Source organism: Actinosynnema sp. NPDC004786 (assembly GCF_053601135.1).
Window position 1 is genome coordinate 1 of the sequence record NZ_JBSGBG010000054.1, and the last position, 25,428, is coordinate 25,428.

19 protein-coding genes are annotated in these 25,428 nt (G+C 73.8%); 10 read left to right on the plus strand and 9 right to left on the minus strand.

Annotated elements, in window-relative coordinates:
- The first annotated feature begins 212 nt into the window (after positions 1-212).
- Positions 213-410: a hypothetical protein gene (locus tag ACWEFJ_RS33860; protein ID WP_449716231.1), complete on the plus strand. Its 198-nt coding sequence runs from the start codon at positions 213-215 to the stop codon at positions 408-410.
- 38 nt (positions 411-448) lie between these two features.
- Here the strand turns inward: ACWEFJ_RS33860 and ACWEFJ_RS33865 are convergent, their stop codons facing one another.
- The 7 genes from ACWEFJ_RS33865 to ACWEFJ_RS33895 form a co-directional block, all read right to left on the minus strand.
- Positions 449-3,325: a glycosyl hydrolase family 95 catalytic domain-containing protein gene (locus tag ACWEFJ_RS33865; protein WP_449716232.1), complete on the minus strand. Its 2,877-nt coding sequence runs from the start codon at positions 3,323-3,325 to the stop codon at positions 449-451.
- 69 nt (positions 3,326-3,394) lie between these two features.
- Complete coding sequence (locus ACWEFJ_RS33870; RefSeq protein ID WP_449716233.1) at positions 3,395-4,207, minus strand: NmrA family NAD(P)-binding protein; 813 nt, start codon at positions 4,205-4,207, stop codon at positions 3,395-3,397.
- Between the two features lie 192 nt (positions 4,208-4,399).
- Positions 4,400-5,422: an ABC transporter permease gene (locus ACWEFJ_RS33875; RefSeq protein WP_378094522.1), complete on the minus strand. Its 1,023-nt coding sequence runs from the start codon at positions 5,420-5,422 to the stop codon at positions 4,400-4,402.
- A complete protein-coding gene (locus ACWEFJ_RS33880; protein ID WP_449716234.1) occupies positions 5,415-6,923 on the minus strand; it encodes a sugar ABC transporter ATP-binding protein in 1,509 nt (502 codons plus the stop codon). The genes ACWEFJ_RS33875 and ACWEFJ_RS33880 overlap by 8 nt, the downstream gene beginning before the upstream one ends.
- A 20-nt stretch (positions 6,924-6,943) precedes the next feature.
- Entirely contained in the window at positions 6,944-7,993 is a 1,050-nt protein-coding gene (locus ACWEFJ_RS33885; RefSeq protein ID WP_449716235.1) for a sugar ABC transporter substrate-binding protein, read from the minus strand.
- Between the two features lie 35 nt (positions 7,994-8,028).
- On the minus strand, positions 8,029-8,787 hold the full coding sequence (locus ACWEFJ_RS33890) for an SDR family NAD(P)-dependent oxidoreductase (protein ID WP_378094516.1): 759 nt from the start codon (positions 8,785-8,787) through the stop codon (positions 8,029-8,031).
- Between the two features lie 148 nt (positions 8,788-8,935).
- Positions 8,936-10,243, minus strand: a complete 1,308-nt coding sequence (locus tag ACWEFJ_RS33895) for an enolase C-terminal domain-like protein (RefSeq protein ID WP_449716236.1) — start codon at positions 10,241-10,243, stop codon at positions 8,936-8,938.
- A gap of 287 nt (positions 10,244-10,530) precedes the next feature.
- Between ACWEFJ_RS33895 and ACWEFJ_RS33900 the strand changes: the two genes are divergently transcribed.
- The 9 genes from ACWEFJ_RS33900 (at position 10,531) to ACWEFJ_RS33940 (ending at position 20,060) form a co-directional block, all read left to right on the plus strand.
- Entirely contained in the window at positions 10,531-11,217 is a 687-nt protein-coding gene (locus tag ACWEFJ_RS33900) for a FadR/GntR family transcriptional regulator (protein WP_449716237.1), read from the plus strand.
- A 34-nt stretch (positions 11,218-11,251) separates the two neighbouring features.
- Entirely contained in the window at positions 11,252-12,103 is an 852-nt protein-coding gene (locus ACWEFJ_RS33905; RefSeq protein WP_449716238.1) for a fumarylacetoacetate hydrolase family protein, read from the plus strand.
- Positions 12,103-13,077 carry an aldo/keto reductase gene (locus tag ACWEFJ_RS33910; RefSeq protein WP_378094508.1) on the plus strand — a complete coding sequence of 325 codons (975 nt, stop codon included), beginning with the start codon at positions 12,103-12,105 and terminating at the stop codon, positions 13,075-13,077. Before ACWEFJ_RS33905 ends, ACWEFJ_RS33910 begins: the two co-directional genes overlap by 1 nt.
- Complete coding sequence (locus tag ACWEFJ_RS33915; protein ID WP_449716250.1) at positions 13,077-13,964, plus strand: amidohydrolase family protein; 888 nt, start codon at positions 13,077-13,079, stop codon at positions 13,962-13,964. The genes ACWEFJ_RS33910 and ACWEFJ_RS33915 overlap by 1 nt, the downstream gene beginning before the upstream one ends.
- Positions 13,961-15,241: a nickel-dependent lactate racemase gene (gene larA, locus ACWEFJ_RS33920; protein ID WP_378094506.1), complete on the plus strand. Its 1,281-nt coding sequence runs from the start codon at positions 13,961-13,963 to the stop codon at positions 15,239-15,241. Before ACWEFJ_RS33915 ends, larA begins: the two co-directional genes overlap by 4 nt.
- Positions 15,238-15,921, plus strand: coding sequence for a nickel pincer cofactor biosynthesis protein LarB (gene larB, locus ACWEFJ_RS33925; RefSeq protein ID WP_378094504.1), 684 nt, complete (start codon positions 15,238-15,240; stop codon positions 15,919-15,921). Before larA ends, larB begins: the two co-directional genes overlap by 4 nt.
- A complete protein-coding gene (gene larC / locus ACWEFJ_RS33930) occupies positions 15,918-17,078 on the plus strand; it encodes a nickel pincer cofactor biosynthesis protein LarC (protein WP_378094502.1) in 1,161 nt (386 codons plus the stop codon). Before larB ends, larC begins: the two co-directional genes overlap by 4 nt.
- Before the next feature lies 1 nt (position 17,079).
- Positions 17,080-17,898 (plus strand): ATP-dependent sacrificial sulfur transferase LarE, encoded by an 819-nt coding sequence (larE, locus tag ACWEFJ_RS33935; RefSeq protein WP_378094500.1) that lies wholly within the window; start codon positions 17,080-17,082, stop codon positions 17,896-17,898.
- 353 nt (positions 17,899-18,251) lie between these two features.
- Positions 18,252-20,060, plus strand: coding sequence for an RICIN domain-containing protein (locus tag ACWEFJ_RS33940; RefSeq protein ID WP_449716239.1), 1,809 nt, complete (start codon positions 18,252-18,254; stop codon positions 20,058-20,060).
- A gap of 547 nt (positions 20,061-20,607) precedes the next feature.
- On the opposite strand, the gene ACWEFJ_RS33945 is transcribed toward ACWEFJ_RS33940, so the two are convergent.
- Both ACWEFJ_RS33945 and ACWEFJ_RS33950 read right to left on the minus strand, forming a co-directional pair.
- Entirely contained in the window at positions 20,608-20,865 is a 258-nt protein-coding gene (locus ACWEFJ_RS33945) for a response regulator transcription factor (RefSeq protein ID WP_378098462.1), read from the minus strand.
- Positions 20,866-21,932: 1,067 nt separating this feature from the next.
- Complete coding sequence (locus ACWEFJ_RS33950) at positions 21,933-25,421, minus strand: ThuA domain-containing protein (protein ID WP_449716240.1); 3,489 nt, start codon at positions 25,419-25,421, stop codon at positions 21,933-21,935.
- Positions 25,422-25,428 lie beyond the last annotated feature (7 nt).

The window sequence follows — 25,428 nt, forward strand, 5'->3', positions numbered from 1 at the left end:
GGCGCGCGAGCACCCGCTCCAGCAGCGCGCGGACCCGGACGGACTTGCTCGCCACCCGGATCGGCCGCCCGCCCGCGCGGCGGACGGGTTCGGGGAGTCGGCGTACCGGTCGAACGATGGCGACCACCCGCCGTCGGCGGCTCGTGCGCCCACGACCCCCGTCCTGCTGGGAAGCGAACACGCAACGTCGTGGCCGAAGTGGACTCCACCGGTTGGTGATCGCCGCGGACCACGTCGGTGACCGCGCGTCGCAACCCGTGGTGGCGGAGAGGTGGGTGTACGCGGGGACCTACGCCTGGCCCGTGTGCCAATCGGCGGGCACGGCGGCCGTGCAGCTCAAGCAGGCCAAGGACTACAAGTGCACGCACTCGTTCCTCTGGTACTACGACCTCTACCTGTTGCGCGATTGATCCCGGCGAGGCCGGGATCTCGCGGCTGACCGGGGGAGTCACAGCGGGACCAGTTGCCAGTGCTGGTTGGCGCCCCCGTTGTCCGTCCACTGGACGACGCGCGCGCCGTCGCCCGTCGAGCCTCCCTCGACGTCGGCGCACAGTCCATTGCGGACGTTGACGAGCCGGTGGTGGCCGCTGCCCGCGTCGACCAGCCGCCACCACTGGTTGTCGCTCGCCGTGTCCGCCCACTGGTCGAGCTGCGCCCCCTGCGCCGAGCCTCCCGGGCTGTTGAGCAGCCGCCCGCTGTTGCGGTTGACCAACCGGAACGAGCCGTCGTCGTTCGGCAGCAGCTGCCACTGCTGGTTGGCGCTGCCCGACCACGTCCACTGGATCACCTTGACCCCGTCGGCCGTGCCGGCGCCGTAGGCGTCGAGCACCTTCCCGCTGCGCCGGTTGACCACGCGGTAGTAGGTGGTGGCCGGCAGCCCCACGGTGAGGTCCACGCGCTGCCCGGCCGCCATCGACAGGACCCGCGCGTGCGAGCCCAGCGGTGACGCGGTCAGCCGCGCGGTGCCGGTGACCGAGGTGATCCCGCGCCGGCTGATGAGGGTGACGTCCTGCGGCACGGCGGACGTGGCCGAGAGCGTGACCGTCCGCGCGTTCAGGTCCCACGACAGGCTGTGCACGTGGATCCGACCGCGGGCCCGCACGCCGGTGATCGTGCCCGTCGGCAGCCGGGCGGGCAGGGCCGGGAGGAGTTCCAGCACGCCCGGCCGCGAGTACACCAGCGCCTCGGCCAGCACGGCCGGGATCGCGTGGGCGGCGTCGGCGTTGTAGATGTCCAGGTTCGGGTTGTGCGAGGTCATCAGCGACCGGAAGACCATGTTGTTGCCGAGGATCTTGCGCAGGTTGGCGTACACCTTCTCGCCGTCCTTCAGCCGGGCCGCGGCCAGGGCGCGGTGCAGGCTGCCGTGCGCGGAGGTGTTCTCGTCGCCGCGCAGCTCCAACGCGCGCAGCGCGGGGCGGACCAGGTCGGGCCGCTCCTCGGGGTTGATCTCGTGCAGCGGCCACGCGCCGTACAGGTGGTGCACGTGGCGGTGGTTGTAGCGGTCGGACAGCGACGGCCACGACCACTCGGCGAGCGCGCCGTCGGCGTTGACCCGGTAGTCGGGCAGCTTGGCCAGCAGCGCCGTCCAGCGCTGCACGCCCTGGCCGGGCCCCTGCTCGACGCCGAGCGCGGTCGCGGCGGCCACGGCGGCGCGCAGCGCGTGCCGGCCCGCGGCGACGTCGCCGGTGGCGTTGACCGAGAAGGCGACGCCGGTGTTGCCGGGCGTGTTCTCCATCGAGAACGACGGCACGAACACGACCCTGCCGCTCGCGTCGGTGCGGGTGAGGAAGTCCTCGTAGAACAGCGCCAGCTCCAGGAGGGCGGGCCCGAGCCGGTCGCGCAGGAACGCCTGGTCGCCGGTCACCTCGTAGTGCTCCAGCAGCGGCTGCAGCAGCCAGTCCGCGCCGCCGGTCCACGTGTGCCCGGGGAAGTCGGCGCCGTTGAAGTGCAGCATGTGGCCGTACTCGCCGTCGGTGCGCGACGGCGCGAGGAAGCCGCGGGCGCCGTAGAGGTTGCGCGCGTTGGCGCGCCAGTGGGCGAGCTGGCCCAGCACGAGCGTGAAGTAGCCTTCCATGGCCTCCGGCAGGTCCAGCACGTTGCCGCCCGCCACCTGGAGGTTGACGTTGGCGTCGGTGGTGAAGTCGTCGGCCCACGCGGCGTTCCACGAACCCGCCCAGATGCCCGTCAGCCGGGGCGGCAGGACACCGCTCGAACTGAGGAACAGGTAGCGGCCCGAGTCGTAGAGCCGTTCCAGCAACGCGGTGTCCAGGACGTCGCGGCGGGCGTTCTGCCGCGCGATCAACGCGCTGGTCGGCAACGCCCGGTCGGCCTCGGACACCCCCAGGTCCAGCCGGGAGCGGTCGTACCACGTCGAGTGGACCGCGACGTGGCGCGACCGCAGCGCGTCGTAGTCGGGCCCGATCGACGCCAGCGCCGCGTGCAGCGGCTCGGCGTCCCACCCGCCCGGCGACTCGTACCGGTCCAGCTTGGTGAGCAGCAGCAGGCGGGTCGCCCCGGTCACGACGACCGTCGCGCCGGACACCGCGACCGAGCCGCCGGTGGCGACGACCCGGGTGACGCCCTCGTAGCCGAACGCGCCCTGCCCGGACGGGTAGGCGCCGCGCAGGTTCAGGTAGCCCGAGCCGCCGACGAGGGTCGCCCGCGTCGCGTACCCCACGGTGGCGGGCACGCCGGGCAGCGCGGTGTTGACCGACAGGGTGGCGTCGACGGTCCCGCCGGTCGCCGGCCGCAGTTCGTGGACGATGACCCGGTCCGGGCGCGACACGAACGCGCGGCGCGTCCACGTGCCGCTGCCGTCCGTCCAGCCGGACGCGACCTCCCCGGTGCGGAAGTCGGTGGTCCGGGTGTAGTCGTTCGCGGTGGTCATGCCGGGCGTGGAGATCCGCAGCTCGTACGCCGGGTGGTACGGCTGCGTCCAGCGCAGCGACCACCCGGCGGCGAAGTCCCGGTTCGCGCCCGCGTAGTCGCCGGCCAGCGCCTTGGTGCGGGCGGCCTCCAGCCGGCCCGACAGCACCGGAGGGGTGACGGACCGCGTCCCGTTGGGCAGGACGAACCGGTGGTGGTTGAGCACCACCGTCTCGGCGGTCGGCGCGCCGTAGACCACCGCGCCGTACTCGCCGTTGCCGGTGAGGAAGCCGTCCGTCCAGGACGCGGCGGGCGCGGTGTCGTGGATGCCGCGCGTCGGCAGGGGCAGCGGCGGCGCGGCGGCGTCGGCCCGCGCGGGCAGCAGGCCGGGCCACGCGGCGCCGCCGGCGGTCAGGGCGCTCGCGGCGAGGAACCGCCTGCGGTCGAGTGGACTGTCCACGATCGGGACTCCTTCGTTCGGTGTGCTGCGGGCAGGGGCGGGGCCGACCGGCCGGTGTGGCGCACGGCGTCAGCCCCGGAAGCGGTCGACGTGCTCGGCGACCCACTGCGCGAAGGTGCGGGCGGGGCGGCCGAGCACCCGCTCGACCGTGTCGTCCACCGTGACGGCCTCCGCGGGCGGGGAGGCGTGCCAGCCGATGACGTACTCGGCGTCCGGGCGGGGGACACCGGTGGCCGTCAGCCGGTCGACGGCCTGCTCGTGCGTGATCCGCTCGAACGCGATGTCGCGCCCCAGGGCCGCGGCGAGCACCGCGATCCGGTCGCGCGTGGTCAGGGCCTGCGGGCCGGTCAGGTTGTAGGCGCGGCCCGCGTGGCCGTCGTCCAGGAGCGCGGTCACGGCGACGGCGGCGATGTCGGCCTCGTGCACGAGCGCGCTGGGCAGGTCGTGGGGCTCGCGCACGACGCCGTCGGCCCGGATCGAGTCGGCCCAGGTCAGGGTGTTGGACATGAACTCCTGCGCCTCCAGGCGCGTCCACTCGACCCCGGAGTCCGCCACGGCCTGCTCCGTCGGACCGACGTACCCGCCCCACAGCACCGTCATCCGCCGCACGCCCGCGTCCACCGCGCGCTGGACCAGGTCCGCGCCGACCTCGGCCAAGCCCGAGGTCACGGTGATGTGCAGCGCGGTGACGCCGGTCAGGGCGTCGGCCAGCGCGTCGGGCTCGGTGTGCGTGCCCGACGCCAGTTCCACGCCGGCGGGCAGCTTCCGCCGGGCCGCCCCGGGGTCGCGGGTCAGCGCGCGGACCCGCTGCCCGCGCCGCACCAGTTCGCTCACCACGTGGCGGCCGGTGTTCCCGGTGGCGCCGGTTACCAGGATGGTCACGGTGGTTCTCCTCTCGTCGCCGACGACGCTAGGAACTCCAGCTGACTCGAGGTCCACCGGATGTGGCGGCGATCATGGTCCGACCCCCTGGGGGCGGGACTGCGCCTTGCCTGCGGCAGCCCGGGACGGTGTGCGGACCTCGCCCCCGGGCCACCCGCACCTGGTCCTGGGCCCTGCCCCGGGCCACCGCACCTAGTCCTGGGCCTTGCCCCCGGTCACCCGGGACAGCGCGAGGGCGATGAGGATGATCGCGCCGTTGAGCGCGCCGATCCACTGCGCGGGGACTCCGCCGAGCGTGAGCACGTTCTGGATCAGGAACAGCAGCAGGATGCCGGTGAACGCGCCGAACATCGACCCCTTGCCGCCGTTGAGGCTGATGCCGCCGATGACGGCCGCGGCGAACACGGTGAAGATGTAGCCGGTGCCCTGCGCGGACGCGACGGACGCCAGCCGCCCCGACAGCAGCAGCCCGCTGAGCGCGGCGAGCGCGCTCGCGCCGACGAGGACGATCCACAGCACCCGGTCGGTGCGGATGCCCGCTGCCTTGGCCGCGTCCACGTTGCCGCCGATCGCGTACAGGGACCGGCCGAACGTGGTGGAGCCGAGCACCACCATCCCGGCGGCGAACAGCGCCAGGCACACCCACACCGAGGCGGGGACGCCCAGCCACTGCGCCGTGCCGAGGTAGAGCATCGACTCCGGGAGCTGGAAGAACGTCTGGCCGCCGGAGATGCCGGTCAGGATGCCGCGCAGCACGATGAGCATGCCGAGCGTCACGATGAACCCGTTGAGCCCGAAGCGGATGATGAACAGGGCGTTGACCACGCCGATCAGCACGCCGACGGCCAGCGTCACGGGCACCGACCAGCCGCCGGGCAGCAGGCCGAGCCCGTGGCCCGCGCCGACCGGCACGGTCAGCCACGCCGCGACGCCGGGCGCGATGCCGACCGTGGACTCCAGGGACAGGTCCATCTTCTTGACGATCAGCACGAGGGTCTGGGCGAGCACCAGCAGCGCGATCTCGGACATCGTCTGGAGCACGTTGACCAGGTTGTCCACCTGGAGGAACACCGGGCTGACCAGGTGGCCGACCACCAGGATCACGATGATGGCCGGGATCAGCGCGAAGTCGCGCAGCCGGGCGAAGGCGACGCGCCCGCCCCCGGCGCTCCGGCGGGCGGTGTCCGGCGCGGCCGCCGTCGTCGTCTCAGGCATCGAGGTCCATCCCCTCCATCGCGGCGACCAGGTCGTGGTCGTGCCAGCCGGCGGCCACCTCGGCGACGACCCGGCCGCGGAACACCACCAGGACGCGGTCGCACATGCGCAGGTCGTCCAGCTCGTCCGAGGCCACCACCACGCCGGCGCCGCCCTCGGCGACCTCCTCGACCTTGTCCAGCAGGAACTCCTTGGACCGCACGTCCACGCCGGCGGTCGGGTTGATCAGCACCAACACCTTCGGGTCGCCCGCCAGGGCGTGCGCCAGGACGACCTTCTGCTGGTTGCCGCCGGACAGCCCGGACACCGGCAGCTCCGGCCCCGGCGTCTTGATCGCCAGCCGGTCGATCATCGTGCGGGCGATGGCGTCGCGGCGGCGGCCGTCCAGGAAACCGGCCCGGCCGAGCCGTTCCGGGATGGTCAGGGTCGCGTTGTCCGCGACCGACATCTGCGGCACGAGCCCCTGGTGGTGGCGGTCCTGCGGCACGAACCCCGCGCCCGCCCGGAGCGCGGCCGGCACGCTGCCCGGTCGCGGCCGCACGCCCGCGATCGACACGGTGCCGGTGTCGGCGCGGCGCAGCCCCACCACGGTCTCGGCGATCTCGATCCGGCCGCTGCCCGCCGCGCCCGCCAGGCCGACCACCTCGCCCGGCCGGACCCGGAACGACACGTCGCGGTAGCGGCCGGCCAGCGAGATCCCGTCCACCTCCAGCGCGTCCGCCCCGCTCGGCGTCACGGGGGCGCGGCGGGCGCCGCGCGCCGCGACGGCCGCCTCACCGGTCATCGCGGCCACCAGGTCGGCCCGCGGCAGGTCCGCCACCGGGGCGGTCAGGACGTGCCGGGCGTCGCGGAACACCGTGACGGTGTCGCAGATCTCGTAGACCTCCTGGAGGTGGTGGCTGATGAACAGGAACGTCACGCCCTGCCGCTGGAGTTCGCGGATCCGGGTGAACAACCGGGCGATGGCCGCGCCGTCGAGCTGCGCGGTCGGCTCGTCGAGGACGATGAACCGCGCGCCGAACGACAACGCCCGGGCGATCTCCACGAACTGCCGCCGCTCGACGTCCAGCTCGCGGGCGGGCGTGCGCACGTCCACGTCCACCGACCACGTCTCCAGCAGGTCGCGCGCCTTGGCGTGCAGCGCCTTCCACCTGATGAGCCCGGTCGGGCCGCGGTCGTAGCGGTTGAGGAACAGGTTCTCCGCCACGGTCAGGTCGGGGATGATCGTGGACTTCTGGTAGACGCACGCCACCCGCCGGCGCCACGCGTCGCGGTCGGCGAGCCGGGGCGCGGGCTCGCCGCCGAACGCGACCGTGCCCGCGTCCGGCGCCTGGAGCCCGGTGAGGATGGACACCAGGGTCGACTTGCCCGCCCCGTTGCGCCCGACCAGGGCGTGGGTCTGCCCGGCCTCGACCCTGATGCCGGCCGAGTCGAGCGCGACCGTGGAGCCGAACCGCTTGGTGATGCCCGCCGCCTCGGCGACGGGTGCGGTGGTGGTCATCTCGCGTGCCGCCTTCCGGGTCAGCCGGTCTTCGCGCCCCACAGCGACCGGTCGTCGTGCCTGACGCTCGGCACGCCGTCGTAGGTGCCGCCGTCGGCCGTCACCAGCGGCGCGGAGAGCTGGTCCTCCAGCACGCCCTCGCGCACCCGGATGATCGTGCTGTCGTGGTCGGTCGGGCCGGGGCCGAACGTCCTGCCGTCGATCGCGGCCTTGAGGTACTCGACGGCGTACTTCGCGTACAGGTCGGCCGGCTGCGAGACGGTGGCGTCGATCCGGCCCTCGGCGATGTTCTTCAGCTCCTCGGGGATGCCGTCGTTGGACACGACGAACACGTGCCGGGGGTCGTCCGGCGGCACGAGCAGGTCCTTCTGCTTGAGCACCTGCAACGTGCCCGCGAGCGCGAAGCTCGACTGCATGTAGACGCCCCTGATGTCCGGGTGGGCGGTGAGGTCGGTCTGGAGCTTCTGCGCGGCGACCGCGCCGTCCCAGTTGGTGGCCTCGCCGAAGACCGTGATGCCGGGGTAGTTCGCCTTCATGCACTCGTTGAACGCCTCGGTGCGGTCGCGGCCGTTGATCGAGGCCAGGTCGCCCTGGAGCATCACGACCTTGCCCTGGCCGCCGAGCTTGGCGCCGAGGAACCGGCACGCCTTCTCGCCGTAGGCCCGGTTGTCCGCCCGCACCACCATGAACACGTTGCCGGTGTCCGGACGGGTGTCCACGGTGACGACGGGGATCTTCTTCGCCTCCAGTTGCGCGAGGGTCGGCGCGATGGCGGCGGTGTCCTGGGGCGCCATCGCGACGCCCTTGACGCCCTGGCTGATGAACGCCTGGGCGTTCGCGGTCAGCTTGGCCACGTCGTTCTGCGAGTTGGTGGTCTTCAGCTCCAGCCCGGCGTCGGCCGCCGCGCCGGGCGTGTACTCGATGAACGAGTTCCAGAAGTCGGTGTCCGAACGGGGGTAGTCGACCCCGATCACCGGTGCGCCGCCCGCGCCCTGCCCGGGGCCGCCGCACGCGCCGAGCAGGGCGGTGAGGGCGACGAGGCAGGCGCCGGCGAGGGTGCTGGTCTTCACGGCGGTCCTCCTAGCGGTCTTCGACCGGTGGCGGGTCAGGTTCGGGGGCGCAGGCGCAGACCGCTCATGCCGCCGTCGACGGCGAGCGCGGTGCCCGTGGTGGCGCCGGCGAGCGGGCTCGCCAGGTGGGCGATCGCGGCGGCGACCTCGTCCGCGGTCACGAGCCGGCCCATCGGCTGCCGGGCGTCGAGCGCCGCGCGTTCGGCCTCCGGGTCGGCCGCGCGGGCCAGCAGGCGGCCGATCCACGGCGTGTCGGCGGTGCCGGGGTTCACGCAGTTGACCCGGATGCCCTCGCGCACGAGGTCGGCCGCGGTGGCCAGGGTGAACGACAGCACCGCGCCCTTGGTGGACGAGTACAGCGCCCGGTCGGGCAGGCCGGCGGTCGCCGCGATGGAGCAGGTGTTGACGATCGCCGCGCTCCTCGACCGGCGCAGGTGCGGCAGGGCGGCGCGGGTGGTGCGCACCATGCCGAACACGTTGACGTCGAACACCCGCAGCCACTCGTCGTCCGGGTTGTCCTCGACCGTGCCCTGCGCGCCGATGCCCGCGTTGTTGACCAGGACGTCGATCCCGCCGAACCGGCGCACGACCTCCTCGACGGCGGCCCGCACGGAGTCGTCGTCGGTCACGTCGGCGCGGAGGCCGACCAGGGGCTCCGGCACGCCCTCGGGGGCGAGGTCGAGGCAGGCGACCCGCGCGCCGCGCGCGGCGAGCAGCCGTGCGGTCGCCAGGCCGATGCCGGACGCGCCGCCGGTCACCACGGCGGTCAGCCCTGCGAACTCGGCGGTGCTCATGCGGTGGCCTTTCCGTGCCGGGCGGGGTGGCGGTGGTCGGGTGTCCGGTTCGGTTCGGTCGACCCGTCGGATGCCGCGGTGGTCCCCTCGTGCAGGGACGTCGTGGTCGCGTGTCGGGCGGTGGTCGGCGGGTGGGGTGCCGCAGTGGTCATGCGATGGCCTCCCCCTGCCACACCGGGCCGTCGGGGTAGCGGTGGTCGCGCATCGACTCCGGGCGCAGTTCGGCGCTCAGCCCCGGCGCGGTCGGCGCGAGGTAGCGGCCGCCGCGGACCCGCACCGGGTCGGTGAAGTGCTCGTGCAGGTGGTCGACGTACTCGATGACGCGGTCCTCGGTGGTGCCGCTGACCGCCACGTAGTCGAACATCGCCAGGTGCTGCACCATCTCGCACAGCCCGACGCCGCCCGCGTGCGGGCACACCGGCACGCCGAACTTGGCCGCGAGCAGCAGGATCGCCACGTTCTCCGTGACGCCCGCGGTGCGGCTGGCGTCCAGTTGCAGGACGTCGATGGCCTCGGCCTGGAGCAACTGCTTGAACATCACCTGGTTGTGGGTGTGCTCGCCGGTCGCCACCTTCACCGTGCCCAGGGCGCGACGGATCGCGGCGTGGCCGAGGATGTCGTCGGGCGACGTGGGCTCCTCGATCCAGTACGGGTCGTAGGGCAGCAGCGCGGACATCCACTCGATCGCCTGCGGCACGCCCCACGCCTGGTTGGCGTCCACCGCGATGCGGACGTCCGGTCCGACGGCCTCGCGGGCCAGGCGCAGGCGGCGCACGTCGGCCGCGCGGTCCGCGCCCACCTTGAGCTTGATCTGGGTGAACCCGTCGGCGACCGCCTCGGTGGACAGCCGCACCAGCTTCTCGTCGTCGTAGCCGAGCCAGCCCGGCGTCGTGGTGTAGGCGGGGTAGCCCTCGCGCAGCAGCCGGGCCGTCCGCTCGGCCCGGCCGGGCTCGGCGCGGCGCAGGATGTCCAGCGCCTCGTCGCGGGTCAGGGCGTCGCGCAGGTAGCGGAAGTCGACCAGGTCGACCAGCCGCTCCGGGGACAGCTCGGACAGCAGCCGCCACACCGGCTTGCCCTCGCGCCTGCCGTACAGGTCCCACACGGCGTTGACGATCCCGGCGGCGGCCATGTGGATGACGCCCTTCTCGGGGCCGAGCCAGCGCAGTTGGCTGTCCCCGGTCAACCGCCGGGAGAACGCGCCGAGGTCGCCCAGCACCTCGTCCACCGGCAGCCCGGTGACCAGCGGCGCGAGCGCCCGCACGGCGGCGACCTCCACGTCGTTGCCGCGCCCCACGGTGAACGCCAGGCCGTGGCCCGCCGCGCCGTCGCTCGTGCGGATCGTGACGTAGGCGGCGGAGTAGTCCGGCTCCGGGTTCATCGCGTCGGAACCGTCGAGGTGGCGCGACGTCGGGAAGCGCACGTCCACCGCCTCCACCGCGGTGATCAGCTCGGTCATCGGGCCCCGCGCCCCCGGCCCGGGACGGCCCGTCTGGGCGTCATGGCGGTCACCCCTCGTCGTGTCGACGGCTGTTCCGGTGCGGATCAGCCGGGCAAGAGATGGGATGGATTTATAGGGCGCGGCCCCTCTCGTGTCCACGGACGAATCCCGGCTCACCACGAAAACCGCTGGTGGCGGGCGAAGGTGTGTCCGGAAGTCGCCAACCTGCCCGACGGACCCTTGGCCGGAGATGGGATGTCTTGTAGCCTGCCGTGGCCCGCACCACAGGACCACGGGAGCCACCGGTGTCGCTGACCGACAAGGCCATCGGCCGCATCCGGGACCTGATCCAGTCGGGCGAGCTGCCACCGGGGTCGAAGCTCCCGCCCGAGCAGCAGCTCGCGGCCGAGCTGGGGCTGTCCCGGAACCTGATGCGCGAGGCGGTCAAGGCGCTGGTCGTCGCCCGGGTGCTGGAGATCCGCCGCGGTGACGGCACCTACGTGACGAGCCTGGAGCCGGAGCTGCTGCTCAGCGGCGTCGCGTCGGCCGTGGAGCTGCTGCGCGGCGACACGCTGCTGGAGCTGACGGAGGTCCGCCGGCTGTTCGAGCCGGTGGCCACGGGGCTCGCCGCGACCCGCGCCGCGCCCGCGGACCTGGAGGAGGTGCGGCGCCACCTCGACGCCATGCGGGCCAGCCGCGACGACGTGGAGCTGTTCAACCGGCACGACGCCGCGTTCCACCGGGCGGTGGTGGCGGCCACCGGGAACGCCACGCTGACGACGCTGCTGGAGGGCATCTCCGGTCGCACCGCGCACGCCCGCGTCTGGCGCGGGCTGGTCGACGACGGCGTGGCCGACCGCACCCTCGACGAGCACGAGGCGATCTACCGCGCCCTGGCCGACGGCGACGCGCCGCTGGCCCAGGCGGCGGCGCTCACCCACATCAGCACCACCGAGCGGTGGTTGCGGGAGCACCTGGAGCGGGACGGCTAGACCGGCCGCCGACACCGAGAGGAACCCCGACCCGATGAGACTGCTGCGCGTGGGCGAGCCGGGCGCCGAGCGGCCCGCCGTGCTGGACGCCGACGACACCGCCTACGACTTGAGCGGGCTGACCGCCGACATCGACGGCGCGTTCCTGTCGACCGGGGGCGTGGCGCGGGTCCGCGCGGCCCTCGCCGACGGCTCGCTGCCCCGGCTCGACCTCGCCGGGCAGCGGATCGGCTCCCCGGTCGCCCGGCCCGGCAAGGTCGTCTGCATCGGGCTCAACTACGCCGACCACGCCGCCGAGACCGCGACCCCACCGCCCGCCGAACCGGTCGTGTTCCTCAAGGCCGCCAACACCGTCGTGGGCCCGAACGACACCGTGCTCATCCCGCGCACGAGCGTGAAGACCGACTACGAGATCGAACTGGCGGTGGTCATCGGCGCGACCGCGCGCTACCTGGACTCCGCGGCGCGGGCGGACGACGTCATCGCGGGCTACGCCATCGCCGACGACGTCACCGAACGCGCCTTCCAGCACGAGCGCGGCGGCCAGTGGGACAAGGGCAAGTCGTGCGAGACGTTCAACCCGCTCGGCCCCTGGCTGGTCACCGCCGACGAGGTCGCCGACCCGCAGGCGCTGGGGATGCGGCTGAGCGTCAACGGCGAGCCGCGCCAGCAGGGCAGCACCGCGGACATGATCTTCGGCGTGCGCGAGGTCGTCCGGTACCTCAGCCACTTCATGGTGCTCGAACCCGGCGACGTGATCAACACCGGCACCCCGGCCGGGGTCGCCTTCGGCGCGAACGACTTCCCCTACCTGCGCGCCGGCGACGTGGTCGAGGCCGAGATCGACGGCCTCGGCCGCCAGCGCCACGTTCTCGGGCAGGCGTGATGGTCCCCGCGCCGCTCGACCGGCGGGCCGCCCTCGGCCGTTCCGGGGTGGCGGTCGGCGGGCTCGGCCTGGGCACCGCCCCGCTGGCCGGCCTGTTCTCGGCGGTGGACCCGGACCAGGCCGCCGCCGCGCTGCAGGCCGCGTGGGACGTCGGCATCCGCTACTTCGACACCGCCCCGCACTACGGCGCGGGCCTGGCCGAACGGCGGCTCGGCGCGTTCCTCGCCGGTCGCCCGCGCGCGGAGTTCGTCGTGTCGACCAAGGTCGGGCGGCTGCTCGTGCCGGGGGAGCCGGACGGCGACGAGGGCTTCCGCGGCGAACCGGACCTGCGGCGGGTGCGCGACTACTCCGCCGACGGGGTCTACCGCTCGCTCGCCGAGAGCCTGGAGCGCACCGGCCTGGACGCGTTCGACGTCGTGCTCGTCCACGACCCGGACGACCACTGGGACGAGGCGGTCGGCGGCGCGTTCCCGGCGCTGGCCCGGCTGCGCGCCGAGGGCGCGGTGCGGGCGATCGGCGCGGGCATGAACCAGGTCGGGATGCTCGCCCGGTTCGTCCGCGAGACCGACCTGGACTGCGTGCTCGTGGCCGGCCGGTACTCGCTGCTCGACCGGTCCGCGGCCGACGACCTGCTCCCGCTGTGCGCCGAACGCGGGGTGGGCGTGCTGGTCGGCGGTGTCTTCAACAGCGGCGTGCTCGCCGACCCGGCTCCCGGCGCGACCTACGACTACGCGCCGGCCCCGGAGCACGTCCGGCGGCGCGCGCTCGACCTCGCCGCGCGCTGCGCCGACCACGGCGTCCCGCTCGCCGCCGCGGCCCTCCAGTTCCCGCTGCGGCACCCCGCCGTGAGCGGGGTCGTCGTCGGCGCGCGCAGCGCCCACGAGGTCCACGCCAACGCCGGGCACGCGGCCCTCCACATCCCCGAGGCGCTGTGGGCCGACCTCGACGAGCCAACCCGGGAGGAAGCACCGTGATCCGGATCGACGCGCACCACCACCTGTGGCGGGTGCTCCCCGGCGACGCGGCCGGACCGGGACCCGCGCCGCGCGCCCACGACTGGCTGGACGACCCGGGCCTGACCGCGATCCGGCGCGACTTCACCCTGGACGACTTCGCGCCGGCGGTCGCGGCGGCCGAGATCGACCGCACGGTGCTCGTCCAGGTCCTGCCGGACGTCGAGGAGACCGCCGACTTCCTCGCGCTCGCCGGCCGGGACCCCGACGGCCCGGTGGCGGGTGTCGTGGGCTGGGTGGACCTGACCGACGGCCGCACGGCCGACATGCTCGCCGCGCTGCGGGCGGGCCCCGGGGGAGAGCGGCTGGTCGGCGTCCGGCACCTGGTGCAGGGCGAGGCGGACCCGCGGTGGCTGACCCGGCCGGACGTGCGCCGGGGCCTGCGGGACGTGGCGGAGGCCGGTCTCGCCTACGACCTGCTGACCCGGCCCCATCAGCTGCCGGCGGCCATCGAGACCGTGCGCGCGCTGCCCGGCATGACGTTCGTGCTCGACCACGTGTCCAAACCGGACATCGCGGCCGGCGGCCTGGAGCCGTGGGCGTCGCTGGTCCGCGGGCTCGCCGCCGAGCCGAACGTGTTCTGCAAGCTGTCCGGCATGGTCACCGAGGCCGACCACGCGGCGTGGACGGTGGCCGACCTGCGCCCGTACGCCGACGTGGTGCTCGACGCGTTCGGCCCGGCGCGGGTGATGTTCGGCTCGGACTGGCCGGTCTGCCTGCTCGCCGCGTCCTACGAGGAGGTCGTGGCCGCGGCCGAGGCGGTGACCGCGGGCCTGACCGAGGCCGAGCGCGACGACGTGTTCGGCGCGACGGCGGTCCGCGCCTACCGGCTGCGGGAGTCGACGTGAGGGTGCGCCTGGCGTACGGCGAGACCGGGCTGGACGTCGAGGTGGACGGGCGCGTGGCGACCGTGGTCGAACCGGTGCACCACGAGGCGGCCCCCGACCAGCAGGCGGTCCTGCGCGAGGCGCTGCGGTCGCCCGTGGCCGGACCGCCGTTGCGGGAGCGGGTGCGCCGAGGGCAGACGGTGGCGATCTCGGCGTGCGACGGCACCCGGCCGCAGCCGCGCCACCTGATGATCCCGGCCGTCCTGGCGGAGCTGGACGGGATCGTGGACCTCGACGACGTGGTCGTGCTGGTCGCCACCGGCACCCACCGCGGCAACGACGAGGCGGAGCTGCGCCGGATGTTCGGCGACGAGGTCGTGGACTCGGTGCGGATCGTCAACCACGACGCCCGCGACCGGGGGAGCCTGGCCTGGGTCGGGACGCACGGCGCGGGCGTGCCGGTGTGGCTGAACCGGCAGTGGGTCGAGGCCGACGTGCGCATCACCACGGGGTTCGTGGAGCCGCACTTCTTCGCGGGCTTCTCCGGCGGCCCGAAGATGGTCGCGCCCGGCCTCGCCGCCCTGGAGACGGTGCTCGTGCTGCACGACGCGGCCCGCATCGGCGACCCGCGCGCCACCTGGGGCGTCACGCACGGCAACCCCGTCCACGACGACGTGCGCGCGATCGCCGAGGCCACCGGGGTGACGTTCGCGCTCGACGTGGTGCTCAACCGGGACCAGGACATCGTCGCCGCGTTCGGCGGCGACCTGCTGCCCATGCACGCCGCCGCCACGGCGTTGGCGAAGCGGACCGCGATGCGCCCGGTCGACGCGCCGTTCGACGTCGTGGTGACGACCAACTCCGGCTACCCGCTGGACCAGAACCTGTACCAGGCGGTGAAGGGCATGTCCGCCGCGTTCCAGGTGGTCCGGCCGGGCGGGACCATCGTGTGCGCCGCCGAGTGCCGCGACGGCTTCCCCGACCACGGCTCGTACCGGGAGGTGCTGGCCTCGGCCCCCTCGCCGCAAGCCCTGTTCGAGGCGATCAGCGCCCGCGCCGAGACCGTGCCCGACCAGTGGCAGGTGCAGATCCAGGCGCGGATCCAGTCCGGCAGCCGGGTCGTGATGCGCACCTCGCACCTCAGCGACGCCGACCTCGCCACCGCCCACCTGGAGCAGACGCGGGACATCTCGGACACGGTCGCGCGGGCGTTGGCCGCCGCGGGCCCGGACGCGCGGGTCTGCCTGCTGCCCGAAGGCCCCCAGACCATCCCGTACCTGCGGGGAGGGCGGTCGTGAGCGGCGTGCTCGACCTCGGGTTCGCCCGGCTCGACCTGGGGCGCGAGGAGCGGCAGGGGTTGCCCGAGGTGGTCTACGGGCCGGGCAAGACCGCGGCGCAGGTCCGAGGGATCGTCACCGGGCTGCTCGACCACAACACCGGGCCGGTCCTCGTCACCCGCGTCGCCCCGGACGTCGCCGACGCCGTGCTGTCCGCCGTGGACGGTGGCGGGTTCGACGCCGAGGCCCGGCTGCTGGTGTGGCGACCGGCCCCGGCCGGGGACTTCCGGGTCACCGTGGCCGCCGCGGGGACCTCGGACCGCCCGGTCGCCGCGGAGGCCGTGGCGGTGGCCGGCGCGATCGGGCTCGACGTGACCGCCGTGCACGACGTCGGGGTCGCGGGACTCGACCGGATCCTCCAGGTCCGCGACCACCTGGCCGCCGCCGACGCGGTGGTCGTCGTGGCCGGCATGGAGGGCGCGCTGGCCAGCGTCGTGGGCGGCCTGGTCCGGGTGCCGGTCATCGCGGTGCCGGTGTCCACCGGGTACGGCGCGTCGCTGGAGGGCGTCACGGCCCTGCTGGCGATGCACGCCTCCTGCGCGGCCGGGGTGACGGTCGTGAACATCGACTCCGGGTTCTCCGCGGCGATGGCCGCCCACCGCCTCGCGCAGAGCGTGCGCGCCCGCGGGGGTGGCGCGTGATCTGCGCGGTCACGCCGTTCACCGGCGTCGCGGGCGACATGCTGCTGGCCGCGTTGATCGACGCCGGCGCGCCGCTGGACCGGGTCCGGGCCGCGGTGGCCGCCACCGGGCTGACCGGGTGGGACCTCACCGCGCACCGCGTGGTGGAGCACGGCCTGCGCGCCACCCGCGTCCGCGTCGAGGTCCACGACACCGCCACCGAGCGCCGCGCCGCCGAGGTGCTGGAACTCGTGGCGAGGGCCGAACCCGCACCGGTCGCCGCCCTCGCCGTCGCCGCCGTGACCGCGATCGCCGAGGTCGAAGGGCACCTGCACGGCGTCGAGCCGAGCGCCGTGCACCTGCACGAACTCGGCGGCCACGACACCGTCGTGGACATCGTCGGCACGGCCGCCGCCGTGCACGCCCTCGGCGTCACCGAGGTGGTCAGCGGACCGCTGCCGCTCGGGCGCGGTCGGGTGAAGGCGGCCCACGGCGTGCTGCCGTGCCCCGCGCCCGCGACGCTCGCCCTGCTGACCGGCGCGGCGGTCGCCGGGACCGACCTGCCGGGCGAGACCGTGACGCCGACCGGCGCGGCGCTGCTGCGCGCCCTGGGCACGCGCTACGAGCCCGTGCCGCCCATGACCGTGCGCGCCACCGGCTACGGGGCCGGAACCCGTCGCCTGGCGGACCGGCCCAACGTCACCGCCGTGACGCTCGGCGACCCCCTCACCGCCCGCGTGCGGGAACACGTCGTGGTGCTGGAGACCAACCTGGACGACGTCACCGGCGAAACGCTCGGCCACACCATCGCGCGCGTCCTGGAGCACGGCGCGCTCGACGCGTGGACGACGCCCGCCGTGATGAAGAAGGGCCGGCCCGCGCACGTGCTGCACGTCCTGGCGCGCCCGGCCGACGCGGACCGCCTCGGCGAGGTGGTGCTGGCCGAGACGGGCAGCCTCGGCCTCCGCCGCGCCGACGTGACCCGCACGGCCCTGCCGCGCGCCTTCGAGACGGTGCACGTGGACGGGCACCCGGTGCGCGTCAAGCACGGGCCGCACGGCGCCAAGCCCGAGCACGACGACGTGGTGGACGTGGCGACGCGGCTCGGCCTGCCCCTGGCGGCCGTGCGGGACCGGGCGTTGCGGGCCGCCACCGGACCATCTCCCACCGGAGGGTGACATGGGCGAACACCCGCTCGTCGGCCGGATGCGGCACATCGGGCCCGTGGCCGTGGCGTACTCGGGCGGCGCCGACTCGGCCCTGGTGCTGGCGGCGGCCGTGCGCGCGGTCGGGCCGGCCCGGGTCCTCGCGGTGACGGCCGTGTCCGAGAGCCTGGCCACCGGCGAGCTGGCCCGTGCCGCCCGGCTGGCGGACGACCTCGGCGTCACCCACCTGACGCCGCGCACCCGGGAGCTGGCCAGCCCCGGCTACCGGGCCAACGGCGCGGACCGCTGCTACTTCTGCAAGTCCGAGGTGCTGGGCACGATCACCGCGCTGGCCCGCGAGCACGGCTACGGGCACGTGGCCACAGGCACGAACGCCGACGACGCCGCGGACCCGTTCCGGCCGGGCATCAGGGCCGGTGCGGAACGCGGCGTGCACACGCCGCTGCGCGACGCCGGGCTGGGCAAGGACGACGTCCGGCGGCTCAGCCGCGAGTGGGCGCTGCCGACCTGGGACAAGCCCGCGACGCCGTGCCTGGCGAGCCGCATCCGGTACGGCCTCGAGGTGACGCCCCACCGCCTGGCCCGCGTGGACCGGGCGGAGGTGGCGGTGCGCGCCCTGCTCGCCGCGGCCGGGATCGCCTCGCCGGACCTGCGCGTCCGCGACCTCGGCGACACCGTGCGCCTGGAGGTGGACCCGGCCGTGGTGGACGGGGTCGCGGCGCTGCCGGGGCTGCGGGAGGCGTTGTCCGGCGCGGGGTTCGCCGACGTGCCGCACGAGGTCGACCCGTTCCGCTCCGGGCGGCTGAACACCGAGCCGCCCTCCCGTCCCTGATTTCGTCCCGCACCGCCGTTCCCGACCCGACCGCGCCGTCCCGCTGCTCCGTCCGGGCCGTCTCGCTGCTCCGTCCCGGCCGTCCCGCACCGCCGTTCCCGACCCGAGCGCGCCCTCCCGCCGCTCCGTCCCTGCCGGTCCGGCCGCCGCCGTGCTCGTCGCCCCCGTGCCGTCGAAGCCGTCGTGGTTCGGGCTGTGTCGATGCTGTAGCGAATCGGTTCGACGGAGTTTCCATTGCCATGGCGGGCGGTGGGCGCGTACCGTCACCCCACGATCGAACCGGTTCGAGTGGTGATCCGCCGCCCGACCACCTCCAGGACGAGCCGGTCCCCACCCCCTCCCCAGGAGTCAGCGTGGACCCCACCCGAACGAGACGACGCGGCCTCGGCGCACTGCTCGCCGCCGTGTCCGTCATCGCGCTCGCCGCGCCGGCGCAGGCCGCCGACGAAGCGATCACCGTCAACTTCGCCACCGCCACCGGCGCCCCCACCTACCGGGCGTCGGGCTGGATCTACGGCATGACCGAGGACGCCTCCGGCCCTGCCGACCACTTCTTCCGCGACGTCAAGTTCCGGTACCTGCGCGCGGGCGGCGCGCAGCTCGACTCGCCGGGCGGCTGGGTCTCGGGCCGGTACGACCGCCGGTGGAACGCCACCCGCGCCCAACTGCTGCGCACCCGCGCGCTGGGCGGCGAGTTCGTGCTGCTCGTGCACGACCTGTGGGGCGCGGACGGCTACCCGATCTCCCGGTTCCCCGGCGACAACGGCAACTGGACCGACTACGACAACTTCCTCACCCGGCTGATCGACGACGTGCGGGCGACCGGCGCGCCCGTGCAGTGGGACCTGTGGAACGAGCCCAACATCACGCTGTTCTGGAACCGCCCGCAGTCCCAGTACTTCGAGCTGTGGCGGCGCACCTACCAGCGCGTCCGCGCGGCGTTCCCGGGCCACCTGGTGGTCGGCCCGAGCTGCGCGTGCGTGCCGTCCACGGGCGGTTGGTGGACGCAGTACCTCGACTTCGTGCGGGCGAACAACGTGGTGCCCGACATCGTGAGCTGGCACTCGCTGCCCGGCGACCCGGTGGCGAACGTGGCCACGGCCAACACCACCCTGGACTCACGCGGCATCGCGCACCCGCGCCCGTACCAGATCAACGAGTACGGCGCGTCGAACGAGCAGAACCCCGGCGACGGCTCCTGGTACATCGCCCGCCTGGAACGCGCGGGCGCGGACGGCCTGCGCGCCAACTGGGCGGGTGGCGGCAACCTGCACAACGACCTGGGCAACCTGCTCACCCGCAACTCCGCCGGGCAGCACCTGCCCAAGGGCGAGTGGTGGGTCTACCGCTTCTACGGCTCCCAGACCGGCCAGGTCGTGTCCGTCACGCCGAGCCAGAGCTACGACGCGTTCGCGACCAAGACCACCGGGTCGGCGAAGGTCCTCGTCGGCGGCGGGGGCACGACCGGCAACGTCGCGGTCGCGATCCGGGGCCTGGACGCCACCAGCGGCATCGTGCAGAACAACCAGGTCCGGGTGCGCGTGCAGCGGATCCCCCACAACAACGGCGGTGCGGTCCAGGGGCCGATCACGGTCCAGAACTCGGTCGTGACCCTGTCCGGCAACGCGACCACCGTCACCGTGCCGCACTCGAACGTCGACGAGACGTCCACGATCACGCTCCTGCCGCCGGGCGACACCGGCTTCGAGACGGTGGCCGTCGCCCAGCACTCGCAGCAGTGCCTGGACAACACGGGCCTGAGCGGCGCGGACGGCAACCGGCAGCAGCAGTTCCACTGCGAGGGCGGCGACCAGCAGCTGTGGGACTTCCGACCGGTGGCGGGCGTCGCCGACACCTTCACCGCGGTCAACCGGCAGTCGGGCAAGTGCCTCGACGTGGCCGGCGCCTCGACCGCCGACGGCGCGGCGATCGTCCAGCAGACCTGCGCGGCGGGGGCGACGAGCCAGCAGTTCACCCTCCGCCGGGTCACCTACGCCGGCAACGACGTGCACGACCACCAGCTGGTGGCGCGGCACAGCGGCAAGTGCGTCGACGTCAACGGCGTCTCCACCGCCGCCCGCGCGCAGCTCGTCCAGTGGTCGTGCAAGCCGGTCGGGCAGAGCAGCGAGCTGAACCAGACCTGGCGGCTCTGGGGCCGGTGAGCCCCCCGGTCCCGGCGACGCGCCGCGTGACGCGTCGCCGGGACCGCCCGCGCGCCTGCCGGTCCCGGGGGACGCCGCGCGCCGGTGTGCGCGCCTTCCCCGGTCCCGCCGGACTCCGGCCGCCCGCGGGCGCGCGACGTGCCGGGTTCCGCCGGCCATGCGCAGGTGCGCGACCTGGCGGCTCCGGCGGACGCCGCGCGCAGGCGCGAGTGCGCAACCGCCGGGGCCGCCGAGTGCTGCGCGCCGGTGTGCGCACCCGCCAGGGCCGCCGACGGCCGCGCGCCCGCGTGTGCGACTGCCGGGGCCTCCGGATGCCGCGCGTCGGTGTGCGCACCTGCCGGGGCCGCCGAGTGCTGCGCGTCGGTGTGCGCAACCGCCGGGGCCGCCGAGTGCCGCGCGCCCCTGTGTGCGACTGCCCTGGCCGCCGGACGCTGCCCGCCGGTGTGCGCACCTGTCCGGAGCCGCCGGACGCCGCCGACCGCGCACCAGTGCGCGCCGTGCCGAGTTCCGATGGGCGCACGGGTGCGCGGCCGGGCCTCGGCCAGGGTCACACCCAACCCCGTTCGCGGGCGATCACCCCGAGCTGGAAGCGCGAGCGCACACCCAGCAGCTCCTGGAGGCGCGTGATCCGGCGGTGCACGGTCCGGACGCTCACGCCCATCTCGCGGGCGATCGTCTCGTCGAGCGCGCCCGTGCCCATCAGCCGCAGCAACTGCCGGGTCGTGGCCGTGGGCTCCCGCTCCGCCGCGCCGACGTCCTCGGCGACGGGTGACACCGCGGCTCCCAGCGACTTGAACGCGGTCATGGCGCGCGGACCTCCGAGGGCTCCGGCGCGGTGGCCGCCAAGACGGCGGTCCGCCCGCCGCGTGCCGTGCCGGTTGCGTGCGCGGGCAGGCGGGCGGCCGGGGAGCGGTCGCGTGCGGTGCCGGTCGGGTGCGGGAGCCGGTGGGCCGCTCGGGAGCGGCTGTGGTGGGTGCTGGAGGGTCTCGTGACCCGGGGCAGGGCGGTGGTCGCCGCGGCGGGCGATCGTGAGCCGGGGGACATTGCGTTCCTTCCGATGGCGACGATGGCAAGGGAATGGGCGGCGTCAGGGGTGGGGATGCGGCGTCCGGGCACGACCTCTCGCGCCCGCGGCCCGGTCCTTGGCTGTCATGGACTGCTCCACTGCGTCGTGGCACCCGCCGGTGACGTCCGAGGGGCGGCGATGTGTCGTACTCTTCGCGGCGGTCGTCCGGCGACTGTGCCTGACTCGCGCCCCGGATCCGGCCGTGGCCCGCGGCCTTCCCCAGAACCCAATGACAGCGGTCACCAACCCATGAAGTCAAGGGAAAGAAGGGGTTGAGCCCGAAACTGGCCAGGCGCACCCCGGCCGTTCGACGGCATTCGACGCCGTTCGACCATACCGACTCGTGGCTCGTGCGCCACGGATAAGTCAGTCTTACCGCGTGGCGTGGCATGAGCGACCCGCGGACCGCGGTCAGGTGACGGCGGTGCCGTTCACGCTAACAACCGGAGCCCGCAGGACAGCGCTCCCGGCGAGCTTAACGTCACTGACAGGCGTCTGGCGATCGCCCGAAGTCATGTTAACGCTAACAACGCTGGTCACGGGCGCTGCTTGCGTACGCAACAAAACGCGGGACGTGACCGGCCGCCGGCCGGATCGGGCCGCCACGGCACGCGAGCCCCTCCGACGAACCCCTCCGACGAACCCCTCCGACGAACGCTCCGCGAAGGCCACCGACGACCCCCCCACCGACGACCCCCGCCGCCGAACCCCACATGCGAACGCCGCGCACATGCCTCCGACGAACCTCCCAAAAAAACGCCACCGGCGCCGGCGATGGCTCGCCGGCGCCGGTGGAGTGCTGACCGCTAGCTGAGGCTCCACCTCTGGTTGGCCCCGCCGTTGCACGACCAGATGATCAACTGGGTGCCGTCGGCGGAGCTGCCGCCGTTGGCGTCCAGGCACTTCGTGCCGTTGCGGATGGTGCCGTCGGACTGCACGGACCAGTTCTGCGACGACGCGCCGCTGCACGACCAGAGCTGCACGGCCGCGCCGTCGGTCTGGCTGCCGTTGGCGACGGTCATGCACTTGCCCAGCGCCTGCAGCGTCGAGCCGGTCTGCGTCCACTTCTGGTTGTTACCGCTGTTGCAGGTCCAGAGCTGGACCTTGGCCCCGTCGGCGGTGGACGCGCCGTTGACGTCGACGCACTTGCCGCCGATGCCGACGATCTGCTTCGCCGTCCCGCCGCCACCACCGGTGCCGACGCCGGGCCCGACGTAGTTGATCGAGTCGAGGTCGAAGCTGTTGGCCGACGACGTCTTGAACACCACGAACAGCTCGACCGTGCCACCCGGGTTGGTGATGTTCACCGCGGGCATGTTCTGGTAGTTGTCCCACCCGCCGGTGCTCGTCACGGACGAGGACGCGATCAGCGCGCCGGTCGGGGAGCCGGACCGCAGCTCGATCGTGCCGCCGCCCGACGGCGAGGACACCCGGAACGACACCTGGTTGATCCCGGTGAAGTTGACCGGCTTGAACGAGATCCAGTCGTTGTTGCTGATGTCGCCGACGCGCCCGCCGGACTCCGCGCCCGCCTGGGCGACCACCCGCACGCCGGACGAGCCGGTGAAGAACTCGGCCTGCTTGCGCTTGGGCTGCAGCACGACCGACCCGCTGCCGGTCAGCCCCGGCAGCCCGGCCGCGCCCTTGTCGGTGTACTCGGCCGAGCCGATGATGTGCGCGTTGCCGTTCTGGTGCTCGGTGTCCGCCTCGGCCCGGATCGAGCCGGAGCAGCCCTGGATGGGGTTGCCCAGCGGGTGCTTGTGGGCGTCGTGGCCGATGTTGGCCTGGGTGACCACCCGGGTGCAGTCGATCGTCCCGTCCTCGGCGTCGGTCACCGAGAGGGTGTACGGGATCGTGTCGCCCCAGGCGAACATCCCGCCGTCGGCCGGGCCGGTGAACCGCACGGTCGGCGCGGTGTTGCCGGAGGTGACCGTGAGGTTCGCGGTGCCGGTCTTGCCGGTCGGGTCGGTCACCGTGAGCTGGACGGCGAACGTGCCGGCCGTGGTGTAGGTGTGCGACGGGTTGGCGGCGGTCGAGGTGCCGCCGTCGCCGAACGTCCACCGGTAGGTCAGCGCCCCGCCCTCGGGGTCGCGCGACCCCGCGCTGGAGAACTGGACCGTGAGCGGCGTGCCGCCGGACGACGGCGTGGCCGTGGCCTGCGCGATGGGACTGCGCTCACCGGCGTTGTAGTCGATGCGCCACAGGCCCGCGCCGGGCAGGTGCACGTTGTCGTCCCAGCCCGTGCCCCAGGTCAGCAGGTACATCGAGCCGTCCGGGCCGAACTTCATGTCCATCGGCGACGCGAAGCTCAGGTTGCTCAGGAAGTCGTTGATCTTCAGGAGGTTGCCGGACGAGTCGGTGCGGAACTCCCACATCCGGTTGCGGGACCAGTCGCCGAGGAACGGCGTCTGGTCGAAGTAGGCCGGGAACTTCGTGGGGGAGGGGTTGTTCGCGTTGTACTGGTAGATCGGGAACGCCATCGGCGCCTCGCCGCCGTCGCCCAGCTCCGGGAACTTGCGGCCCTCGGTGGCGCTGTTGCCGTACCAGACGTCCGCCGCGCGCGAGGCGGGCAGCGTGGTCAGGCCGGTGTTGTTGGGCGAGGTGTTGGTCGGCGACGCGCAGTTGAACTTCGCGCCCGACTGCCCGGTGGCGAAGTTGTAGTCGTTGAACGGGGTGTTGTTGCCGATGCAGTACGGCCAGCCGTAGTTGCCCGGCGACTTGATCACGTTCCACTCGACGAGCCCGCCCGGACCGCGGTTGGCGTTGTCCGCGCCCGCGTCCGGGCCGTAGTCGGCCGCGTAGATCACGCCCGTGGTCGGGTGGACGCTGAACCGGAACGGGTTGCGGAAGCCCATCGCGTAGATCTCCGGCCGGGTCTTCGCCGTGCCGGGGGCGAACAGGTTGCCCGACGGGACGGTGTAGGTGCCGTTGGCCTCCGGGTGGATGCGCAGGATCTTGCCCCGCAGGTCGTTGGTGTTGGCCGCGGTGCCCTGGGCGTCCCACCACTTGCGGCCGGAGCGTTCGTCGATCGGCGCGTAGCCGTCGGAGGCGAACGGGTTGATGTCGTCGCCGACGCCGATGTAGAGGTTCTTGCCCGGCCCGAACGCCAGGTAGCCGCCGGTGTGGCCGGGCTCGTTCTCGCGCCAGGCGGGCACCGTGAGCAGGACCTTCTCGCTCGACCGGTCCAGCGTGTCGCCGTTCATGGTGAACCGGGAGATCCGGGTCGCCTGTTCGGTCGAGTCGGCCGGCGAGTAGTTGAGGTAGATGTACCGGTTGGCCGCGAAGTCCGGGTCCAGCGCCATGCCGGTGAGGCCGTCCTCGGAGTTCTGGCCGTTGCCGTAGACGTTCAGCGACGCCGCCGTGACGGTGGTGCGGGTGTCCGGCTTGTAGATCTTGAGCTTGCCGCCGTACTCGGTGAAGAACACCCGGCCGTCCGGCGCCACGTCGACCGCGCCCGGCGCGATCGTGCTCTGGTCCAGCGCGACCCTCTCGTAGCTGGCCCACACGGTCGGACCGCAGTCCGACGCGACCTTGCCGCCCGCGCTCTCCACGCCGCCCGCGACGTGCTGCCGGAACAGCGACTCCGAGTAGCTGGACGCCTGGTGGCCCATGCCGGTGGCCCAGACGCGGCCGCCCTCGAAGTTGCGGCACCACGAGATCGGGTGGTCGTAGCCCATCTTGGAGCTGCCCGCGTCATAGGTCGTCTCGTCCGCGGTCACCAGCACGTGCACGTTGCCGCGCGCGTTGCGGTCGAAGTTGTACCACTCCTCGGTGCGCGTCCACCGGTCCGGCAGACCCGCGCCGGAGGGGTGCTTGCGGTCGGCGACCTTGGCGGTGCCGGTCACGGTCGCGGAGTGCTGGGTCATGGTCATGCCGAGCATCTGGTCCCACCACGGGAACTGCTGCTCGATGTTCATGTCCGTGGCGTTGTGGATCGCGACGATCCCGCCGCCGCCGCGGAGGTACTTCTGCACGGCCGCGCGTTGCGCGTCGTTGTCCCACACCATGCCCGACGTCTGGAGCATGACCACCACGTCGTACGTGGCGAGCGTGGCGTCGTTGAAGACGCTGGAGTCCTCGCTCTTGGTCAGCTCCCACTGCCGCTCGGAGGCGAGCTGGTCGAACATCGCGAGCCCGGCGGGGATCGAGTCGTGCCGGTAGGCGCCGGACGCGGTCTTGCTGAACACCAGCACGTGGAAGCCCTCCGGGTGCGCCTGGGCGACCGGAACGGCGAGTCCCACCATCAGCAGTGCGGCCCCCAACGCGGAGACCGCGCGCCTCAATCTGCGGCGCATCAACCAC